Here is a 9,732-nt window from a genome sequence, read left to right as displayed (position 1 = left end):
AAACGCCGACACTGCACTAACTTTGAACTTGGACCACCTCGTGGGGGCCGATCAGTCGGCCTGCGGCTTGCCGTTACCCGTACCATGAATGTCAGATCCTCTCTCGGACCAGCATTTGCCCGCCGTGCTGCGCCCGATCAAGCGTCCCGCGGCTTTTACCCATCTGAATGGCATGAGCCTTCGGCAAGCTGCGCGGCATACCCTCGGACATTGCGCCAGGCGAGAGCCACGCCTTCCATCCGACCATAGGCGCGTTCCTCGGCCTCATCATTCGGTGCAGGCCAGACTGGCATCCGCCCGATTGACCAGATGACGTTAAGTGGACGCGACTGGATCGTCCTGGCTGCTGGGGGAGCGCCCAGGCCAGCTCAAGTCGCGGCGTAGGTGTGGCCGCGAAGAGCCGAGCACCTAGGGGCCGAGCTTCCGGAGACGAGAGCGGAATTCGCGACCCGTCAGGCGGGCCTGCTCGCCCGGATCTAGGTTCTTCGGACTGCCCTCATCGGAGAGGCGCCTCGGTCTCCGGCGCTGTCATCCACCGCCTGCCACTCATCCGACGGCCATCCGGGGCGCCGATGGGACACAGAATACTGGGACGACTACGAGGCCGTTGTCCGGCGGGAGCCCCTTGGTGCCAGTCAAGAGCGGATGACGCATGAGGAGCGCCAGATGGATAAGGGGCATAGCTCCTGACGGCGCACGTGGAATAGACCAGGATGGCCGCTTTAATGCATAGGCGGTACTGGTGACACAACGACAAGCACGGGATCTGCGCCGGCGCCGAGAGCGCCCGTGCCGAGGCTGCCCGGCTCAAGAGGTCGACCTGACACGGATCGCCTCTCCCCTCCACGTCGCGGTAAGGCCGGCAGCGGCGGACACAGTCGTCACGGCGCGGCTCCGCCGGAGTGCCAGGGCCACGGACATCGCTAACGATCTTCGACGGCAGATTTCGTAATACCGTGCCAGCGCGTGCATTCGCTCGGCGATGTAATGCATACGCTTGGGAAACCAGAAGTCCGCGGGATCCGCTGACGGCGCTGCGTGATTCAAATTCTATGGTGCAAGATTTATCTTGATAGTTATATGAACATCCTGCAACAAGCGTATAACCAATGTGGCGTACGAACATAATAAAATATCAGAATGCCGGTTGGTAGATGCTTACAAAATCTGCTTGAGACCAAAAGCGGCTTCTCAGCATCCGCCCGCTCGAGGTCCGCTGATGGCGCTCAGCCGAACGGGCCGAGATGTGGTCTCCGACATCATGCGGGCGTTTCAGCCGACGCCGTCGAAGGGTGGCGTAGGATGCATGATCCTGATCCACCGCGACATCGTCACGGCCCTGCGGACGGCGGCCGGATACCTGCTGGGGTAGGGGAGGGGACCGAAGACGATAAGAGGGTCCGGCAGACAATGACCCAAGGCGGCTCCTTGCAAGAGATGTCAGGAATGCCCGGTCGCCAGGGTTTTCCGGACATTTGATTTCATGACACGGTTTCCTGGCGTTCGCCGCGTCGCTTGGCTCTCGCGTTAAGCGCGTCAGCGCCGACGGTCCTTCTGGGTATCTGGGAACGATCGTTTTCCGCTCAGTCAAGCTTGAAAGGCCGAATGCGAACTGAGTGCAAAGATCCGCTGATTTGAACCCGAAGCTGCTTTCACCGTTGGCCCTTAGCAGCCTCCTCATACCCATGTGCGCGCATGAAGCCCCAGATCCCGTTCGACAACAGCTACGCCCGCCTACCCGACCGCTTCTTCGCCCGCACCCAGCCGACGCCCGTTGCCGAGCCGCAGCTGATCCACCTGAACCGCGCGCTCGCGCTGAACCTCGGCCTTGATCCAGACTGGCTTGCGAGCCCTGCGGGCACCGAGATCTTGGCTGGAAACCGCATCGCCGAGGGATCCGAGCCGATCGCCACCGCGTATGCTGGCCACCAATTCGGGAATTTCGTGCCGCAACTCGGCGACGGGCGCGCCCTTTTGCTTGGTGAGGTCCTCGACCGTGACGGCCAGCGCCGTGACATCCAACTGAAGGGCTCGGGTCCGACGCCGTTCTCGCGCCGAGGGGACGGGCGAGCAGCCCTCGGACCGGTGCTGCGCGAGTACTTGGTCAGCGAGGCCATGGCGGCTTTAGGCATACCGACCACTCGCGCACTGGCTGCCGTCGCGACGGGCGAACGCGTCGTCCGCGAGACCCTGCTCCCGGGCGCGGTGCTCACCCGCATCGCGGCCAGTCACATCCGCGTCGGCACCTTCCAGTTCTTCGCCGCGCGCGATGACATCGCAGGCCTGCGCGCTCTGGCCGACTACGTACTGGAGCGGCACTACCCAGAGGCCAGGGCAGCCGAGAAGCCCTATCATGCCCTCCTCGCCGAGGTCGCCGCGCGCCAAGCCGAACTCGTCGCTCGATGGCTGCTCGTTGGCTTCATCCACGGCGTGATGAACACCGACAACATGTCGGTCGCCGGTGAGACCATCGATTACGGCCCCTGCGCCTTCATGGACGCCTACCATCCTCGAACCGTCTTCAGCTCCATCGACCAGCATGCACGCTACGCCTACGGTGCGCAGCCACAGATCGCGCTGTGGAACCTGAGCCGCCTGGCGGAGGCCCTGCTGCCGCTCCTGGATCCGGACGAGCCGCGAGCCGTGACCGAGGCTGAAGAGGCCCTCAGCAGTTTCGGGCCGCGGTTCGAAGCCGCCTTCCACGGCGGCCTCAATCGCAAGCTCGGTCTTGCGACCATGCAGGAAGGAGATCCAGTTCTGGCCGGAGACCTCCTCAAGCTGATGGCCGAGAATCAAGCCGATTTCACACTCACGTTCCGAAACCTGAGCCGAGCCTGCGAGGCGGCCGAGGCTGATGAGGCGGTACGCAGCCTGTTCGTCGATCCGACCGCGTATGACCGTTGGGCCGTTCGTTGGCGACAGCGGCAGGCCGAGGAGCCGGGCGACGCGGCCTCCAAGGCGGCCGCCATGCGCGCGGTCAATCCGGCTTTCATCCCGCGCAATCACCGCGTGGAGGAGATGATCGAAGCTGCTGTCGAGCGAGCAGATTTTGCACCTTTCGAGGATCTCCTGGCAGTACTCGCAAGACCATACGATGATCAGCCGATGTATGCGCGCTACGCCGAGGCTCCGAGAGGTGGCGGTATTGGGTACCGGACGTTCTGTGGAACCTGAGCAAGGCGACCGCCAGGTAGGCAATCATCGGCATGATAGAAATCATGATCTACCACTAACATCCAGTCTTGAGTGATGCTGAAGGCTGGTCGGGATATCCCTGAGAGTTTGCTGCCAAATGGATGAGCACGAGCAACGCGCCCATGATACCGGTTTAAAAGAAGCCGCTGGTGATATCATAAATTATAAGAGATATCTCAAGGCAGATTTTCAAACAAGCGATCACTTTGAAAACCGTGAGCCCCGACCGCTACCCTGGATCCAAGTTAGGAAATTTGGTGCGCCCTACTTCGCTACCGAGACAGGCACGGCTTGGACGCCGGTCGGCCAGAACGATGCGATCAGTTGGGTCGAGCTCGCCGGTCTCTTTCGTCGCCGCGACCTTCCTGCCGTTGAAGATTATCTCTACTACCTGGCAGATCACGGTGTCACCTGTCTACGCCTGATGCTCGAATATGCTCAGGTTCGTCACCGCTACATCGAGCAACCTGTTGGCCGGTTTGTGCCAGCGATGGTTCGACTGTGGGACGACCTCTTCGCCCTGTGCGAGAAGGTGGGGCTCCGCATTTTGCTCACGCCCTTCGACACGTTCTGGATGTGGCTGCATTGGCGCCACCATCCCTACAATCGTCATAACGGCGGACCACTTGCCCATCCTTCGCGCTTTCTCCTCGACGAGGCGGTGCGTGCCGCGATCAAGAACAGGCTTGCCTTTGCGGTCGAGCGCTGGGGCGGGTCTGGCGTGCTGTTCGGGTGGGATCTCTGGAACGAGATTCACCCGGCGCATGCCGAGGAAAGTGCTGACGGCTTTGCACCCTTCATCGCCGACCTGAGCCAGCATGTCCGAGCGCTCGAGATGAGGCTGTACGGGCGTAGCCATCTGCAAACGGTGTCACTATTTGGGCCTGAACTTCTGTGGCGACCACATTTGCCGATGGCGGAGCCGATCTTCCGTCATCCCAATCTCGACTTTGCGACAATCCATATCTACGCCGAAGGGACCATCGACGACCCGCGAAACACCGTCGATCCCGCAATCGCCATGGGACGGATCGTTCGCGAGAGTTTGGCCCAGATTCATGACGGCCGGCCCTTTCTCGACACGGAGCACGGCCCGATCCACAGCTTCAAGGACCGGCACATCACGCTGCCCGCCAGCTTCGATGACGAGTACTTTCGCCATCTGCAGTGGGCCCATCTGGCAAGTGGTGGGGTTGGCGGCGGGATGCGCTGGCCGAACCGGCATCCACACCGCCTCACAGCAGGAATGCGGGCGGCTCAGCGTAGCCTCTCCGGCTTTCTGCGATTGATCGACTGGAACCGTTTCCGGCGGCGTAATCTGAGCCAGGATGTCGACATTTCAGAGCAAGATGTAGCGGTTTTCGCTTGTGGAGACACAGAACAGGCGATTGTCTGGTGCCTGCGGACGAACACAATCGCAGAAAATGGCCAGTTGCGTCGGGATGTGCGCCCTGTTTCACCCCGCCTCTCGCTCCCGGGTCTGCGAGCAGGCCGTTACTCCGTTACAGCTTGGGACACCGAGGCTGGACTCCTGCGCAGAACATGCGAGGTGACTGCCAACAGCTCGATGCTGACCAAGGTGGAGACGGGGCCATTCATAGCGGACATTGCACTGGTGTTGAGGCGATTTTAAGCATAGTTTCGACGTATTGCCACCGGCCGGTCGACGGACGTATCCTTTACAGCTGAGTGCCCCAGGGGATTTTTGTGTGACCAGTCACGACCTTCGGGTCGTAATTCTAGGAGCTGATCTAGGTAGCGCTCGTTGGCTGGGCGTCTGTCCACGATAGTTCATGACGAATACCTGTCGCATGATCATCATCGGAGGCGGATTTGCAGGTCTAGCGGCTGCCAAGGCTCTGAACCGCGCACCCGTCGAGATCACGCTCCTCGAACGGCAGAACCACCACTGCTTCCAGCCGCTGCTGTACTAGGTCGCGACGGCTGCCTTGACGCCGGCGGACGTCGCGTGGCCGATTCGAGGCATCCTCTCAGGGCAACAAAATGCCCGCGTGTCGATGGCGAACGTCGAGGGGATCGACACAGAGCGGCGTATGGTGAGGGCAGGCGGCGGCACGTTCCCCTATGATCAGCTGATCATCGCAACCGGGGCCACGCACGCCTATTTTGGGCACGACGAATGGGCTCCTCATGCTCCGGGATTGAAGCGGATCGAGAACGCGACGGAAATCAGGCGCCGCATCCTGCTCGCGTTCGAGCGCGCCGAGTTTGAGGACGACGTCGAGCTGAGGCAGGCGCTCACCACGTTCATGGTGGTCGGTGGTGGTCCGACCGGGGTCGAGATGGCTGGTGCGATCGCCGACATGGCGCATGACGCGCTGCCCCGCGACTTCCGGAACGTCGATCCGACGCGAACCCGCGTGCTTCTCGTCGAAGCTGGTCCACGCCCCCTGGCCGCGTTCCCGGAGCCACTCAGCCAGTACGCCAGGCGTGCCTTGGAGCGGCGCGGCGTCGAGGTTCTGACCGGGCAGACGGTGACCTCCATCGGCCCCGAGACCGTCTCGATCGGAGATCGCTCGATCAAGGCCGGTGCGATCGTATGGGCGGCTGGCGTAGCGGCATCCGCGGCCGCCGACTGGCTCGGAGCGAACCGCGACCGCGCGGGACGGGTCAAGGTGTCTCCCGACCTCACGATCCCGGGCCTGCCTGAGATCTTCGTGGCCGGTGATACCGCCGCCGTGACTGATGACAGCAGGAAACCGGTGCCCGGGATCGCGCCAGCGGCCAAATACATGGGCTGCTACGCGGCGTCCGTGATCGCGGCTCGCGTCATGGGTCAGCCTCTACCGGGATCGTTCCGCTACCACCATCAAGGGGATCTCGCGACCATCGGGCGGAAGGCAGCGGTGGTCCGGCTGCGCCGCTTGACGCTCAAAGCGTTCCTCGGATGGGCCTTCTGGGGCGTGGCGCACATTTATTTCCTGATCGGGCTGCGCAATCGCATCTCAGTCGCATTCAGCTAAGTGTGGGACAACGTCACGTCCGGGCGCCGTTCCCGCTTGATCACGCAGCCTGCCAACGCGCACCCGGCCGAGGCCGAGCCAGCCGGCTCGTCTGGCAGCCATCGGCTGCTGCGCCTGCTGAGAACGCCGGAATCACGCCTCAGGCAGGCCGGGTCTGGGGCTGACGATCACGCACATCCCGGCATCAGCCTGTATCGATGGTGGGTTGCCGCCATTTCGGGGCAAGAAGATACGTCGCTCACGCGGACCGCATCATCGAAGTCTGGAACGAGGCCGACCTGCTCGATGAAGCCGAGTGCACGCGCTTGATCAACCTCGGCATCAAGGACGGCGAGAGCGGCCGCCACGGCCGCGACAGCGCAGCACCGGTCTTGGTCGAGCCGCGATCCCAGACGGTCTGTCGTGAGGCTCTGCGGGCTCATCTCGGCCTGCCCGAGTTCGGCGGCTACGTCGACGAGTCTCGGAAGACATAAGTTAGCGAACAGATTGCGGCTCCGCTGAAACCAGCGCACCTGCCGCTGATTGACCCATCGATCATCCGGAGGGTTGCCGATGAACGACCGAAAGCCCGAAAGCCCGAACAAAGGGTTCTCCTCCGCCGATCCACCGAAGGCCCCGAGCGGCCTCGCGACCCCGCTTCAGCCCGGCGGCACGCGTCCTGGTGGTTCACCGGCTGCGAGTGTCGGTTCGATCGGCACCGGCGGTGGCCAGACCAAGGGCGAGCCAAGCGGCACTCTGAAGAACGACGGGCGCTGACGATGGCCGAGCCAAAGGGCGAAGACCGAGCGGAGGGGTTCGCGAAGCGAAGCGTCGAGGCGAGCCTCGGAAACCCGAGCCAGAGCGATCCTGATCACATCGAGCAGGGCGATCGCTCCTTGAGCAACCGGCGGCTCACCGAGGTGCCGGGTCCTGCGAGCGATCCGGATCGACCCTCGCCGGCAGACCGCTACAAGCCGTAGTTCCGTCCGTCGACAAGTCGCCCACCACGTCCTGAGAAGGACAGGTGGGTGACTCCTTCACCGGCTCATGCAGCGATGACGTTCCCGTCCGCTGTGTGATCGGTCCCCACGAAATGACCCATATACAAGCCGCTATCAGCCTATGTCGCAATCGTCGAGGATAATGTCGGACATGGCGTCTTGAAACCAGCAAGCGCGACGACTGATTAGATAGAGATAGGTGCCGACAGTGCAAACCGTCCCGGCGCTGCTCAGGTCAGTTGAAGAGGGCAGTGCTGCCCATCGGCTTGATGCAAACGATGCTCTTCGCCCGAGCGGGCCACGACGATGCCGCCCAGCGGTCCTGCCTCTTGGAAAACGAGGCACTCAAACCAGGCGAGGACATCACAGCCTCCGGCGGGGCCGACTTCGTCCATCCGATGTTTCCCGGCCACACGAATTCCGTGCCCCGGTTTGGCGCGCGGTTCGCCGCAGTCCCGCACGCTCTCCTCCGCAAAATCGACATCGCTCTCCCTGAGCAGACGGCCCGCGCCCCGCATGGGCGTGCGGAACCCCTCTCATGTTCTCCCTGAATGTCTCGTCCCTCTGGCTCGCCGCCGGAGCCCATGTCGACGTGTTCGGCACGGCGGGCCTCGCGCTTGGAGCGACGGCCGGCCTGATGCCCCGGCGCGGGTTGATCCTCATGGTCTCGGCGGCGGCCGCGACCTGCTTCGGCATCCACTATCTCTCCCTCGGCTCGCCCACCGCGACCGCGATGAATGCGATCGCCGTCGGTCAGAATCTGCTCGCGGCGCGCTTCGTCCGCGAGGATGGCGTGCCGCGCTGGCTCGCCGGCCTCTTTGGCGCCGTGTTCCTCCTCGTCATCGGGATCATGCTGGCGACCTGGACGGGATGGCCCTCCGTCTTCGCCGGCATCGGCACGCTGCTCTCGACCGCGGGACGGCTTCAGCGCACCGCGCAAGGGCTGCGCGGCCTGTTCCTCGGGGCGAGCCTGTGCTGGCTGTGCCACAACATCGTGGTCGGGTCGGTCTGCGGCCTCGTCTGCGACCTGCTCTCGATCACGACCCTGACCGTCGCGCTCTGGCGTGGCGGAGTTGGCCGAGGGGTCCTGCAGGCGATGACCGGTCGAAGGGTGGTGCCGGCGTGAGGATGTCGGTCCCGGGCCGGCGCGATCCGCTCCTCACGTCGCCGTCGCGGCCTCCGGGCGGGCGGCGGGTTCGGCCGCGAAGTGGCGCGGGGTGAACCGTTTCTCCCGCAAGGCCGCCTCGACCTCCTCGAGGGTGCGCCCCTTCAGCTCGGGCAGGAAGCTCAGCACGAACAGGAACGCGAGGGCGTTGAGGCCGGCATAGACCAGCATCGCCCCGCCCGCCCCGAGGGCATGGATCAGGGACAGGGCCGTGCCGGTCAGGAGGAGGTTCGAGCCCCAGACCGTGGCCGCCTGCGCGCTGGTCCCCGCGGCCCTGACGCCGAGGGGATAGATTTCCGCGCCGGTGAGCCAGCCGATCACCTGCAGGCCGCCGGCCTGGAATACCATGAACAGGAACAGGCAGCCGATGATGAAGGGCGCGTCGTCCGGCCCGGTCCGCCCGAGCGCGAACAGCCCGCCGAGGGCGGCGAGCGACAGGGCCGCGCCAGGCAGGGTGAGCAGCGAGAGCCGCCGCCGCCCGACCCGGTCGACGATGGCGAGGCCCAGACCCGTCATCACGAGGTAGATCGCCGCGATGCCGACATTGGTGAGGAGCGCGCCGCTCTCACCGAAGCCGACGCCCTTCAGCAGCGTCGGCGTGTAGTAGATCATCATCTCGATCCCGACGAGCTGCGTGAAGGCGGCGGTGCCGCAACCCGCGATCAGGGCCGGCCGGACCCAGGACCGGGTGAGGCCGCGCCAGCCGCGGGTCCGCGCTTCCGCACTCCGGGACACCGCCTCCGCCACCGCCGCGATCTCGGCATCGAGATCGGCGCCCTCGGGTCTGACCCGGGCGAGGGCCCGGCGCGCCTCGTCGCGGCGTTCGTGGGCGACGAGCCAGCGCGGGCTCTCCGGCAGGGCGAACATCGCGCAGAACAGCACGGCCGCCGGGACGGCGCCGACCGCGATCATGATGCGCCAGGACAGGACGCCGTGCAGCCCGTAGCCGACGAGGCTGGCGCTCAGGATGCCGAGGCCGATCGCGACGCTGAACGCCACCACGAGCCGGCCCCGTTGCGCCGCGGGGGCGAGCTCCGCCACGTAGGCCGGGATCGATTGCGACGACGCCCCGATGGCGAGGCCGAGCACGACGCGGGCGAGCGCCAGGAGCTTAGGATCCGGCGCCAGGCTCGCCGCCGTCGCCCCCAGCGTGAAGACGGCCGCGATGGCGATGATGGTGCGCCGGCGCCCGAACCGCTCAGAGACCGCGCCGGTGCATAATCCCCCGATGGTCGCCCCGAGCAGGATCGCAGCGGCCACGACCTCCTGCATGGCGTGGGAAAGCTGGTACTCGGCGCTGATCGACAGGAGGGCGCCGGAGATGATGCCGGTGTCGTACCCGTAGAGGAAGCCGCCGATCGCCGCGGTGACCGCGACGAGCCACATGAAGCCGGTCATGCCGCGTCCC

Annotated in this window: 7 protein-coding genes and 1 pseudogene; 6 read left to right on the top strand and 2 right to left on the bottom strand. The window is 64.7% G+C overall.

Annotation, left to right across the window (positions count from 1 at the left end; all coding sequences use genetic code 11):
• Window positions 1–1,695: 1,695 nt before the first annotated feature.
• The 5 genes and pseudogenes from MFF64_RS32540 (at window position 1,696) to MFF64_RS32520 (ending at window position 6,935) form a co-directional block, all read left to right on the top strand.
• Window positions 1,696–3,174 carry a protein adenylyltransferase SelO gene (locus tag MFF64_RS32540; RefSeq protein WP_238193404.1) on the top strand — a complete coding sequence of 493 codons (1,479 nt, stop codon included), beginning with the start codon at window positions 1,696–1,698 and terminating at the stop codon, window positions 3,172–3,174.
• 118 nt (window positions 3,175–3,292) lie between these two features.
• Entirely contained in the window at window positions 3,293–4,828 is a 1,536-nt protein-coding gene (locus tag MFF64_RS32535) for a glycoside hydrolase 5 family protein (protein ID WP_238193403.1), read from the top strand.
• Between the two features lie 178 nt (window positions 4,829–5,006).
• Window positions 5,007–6,179, top strand: a pseudogene (locus MFF64_RS32530) (NAD(P)/FAD-dependent oxidoreductase).
• A 197-nt stretch (window positions 6,180–6,376) separates the two neighbouring features.
• Window positions 6,377–6,652 carry a hypothetical protein gene (locus tag MFF64_RS32525; RefSeq protein WP_238193406.1) on the top strand — a complete coding sequence of 92 codons (276 nt, stop codon included), beginning with the start codon at window positions 6,377–6,379 and terminating at the stop codon, window positions 6,650–6,652.
• A gap of 79 nt (window positions 6,653–6,731) precedes the next feature.
• On the top strand, window positions 6,732–6,935 hold the full coding sequence (locus MFF64_RS32520; RefSeq protein WP_238193402.1) for a hypothetical protein: 204 nt from the start codon (window positions 6,732–6,734) through the stop codon (window positions 6,933–6,935).
• A 454-nt stretch (window positions 6,936–7,389) separates the two neighbouring features.
• Here MFF64_RS32520 and MFF64_RS32515 read toward each other — a convergent pair whose 3' ends face one another.
• Window positions 7,390–7,554, bottom strand: coding sequence for a hypothetical protein (locus MFF64_RS32515; protein ID WP_238193401.1), 165 nt, complete (start codon window positions 7,552–7,554; stop codon window positions 7,390–7,392).
• Window positions 7,555–7,697: 143 nt separating this feature from the next.
• Between MFF64_RS32515 and MFF64_RS32510 the strand changes: the two genes are divergently transcribed.
• Window positions 7,698–8,285: a YgjV family protein gene (locus MFF64_RS32510; RefSeq protein ID WP_238193400.1), complete on the top strand. Its 588-nt coding sequence runs from the start codon at window positions 7,698–7,700 to the stop codon at window positions 8,283–8,285.
• Between the two features lie 33 nt (window positions 8,286–8,318).
• Here the strand turns inward: MFF64_RS32510 and MFF64_RS32505 are convergent, their stop codons facing one another.
• Window positions 8,319–9,722: a sugar porter family MFS transporter gene (locus MFF64_RS32505; RefSeq protein WP_238193399.1), complete on the bottom strand. Its 1,404-nt coding sequence runs from the start codon at window positions 9,720–9,722 to the stop codon at window positions 8,319–8,321.
• Window positions 9,723–9,732 lie beyond the last annotated feature (10 nt).

It is taken from the genome of Methylobacterium frigidaeris (genome assembly GCF_022179185.1).
Classification (GTDB): domain Bacteria; phylum Pseudomonadota; class Alphaproteobacteria; order Rhizobiales; family Beijerinckiaceae; genus Methylobacterium; species Methylobacterium frigidaeris.
The sequence above is the reverse complement of the archived record's forward strand: the minus strand, read 5'-3'. Positions and strand labels throughout refer to the sequence as shown.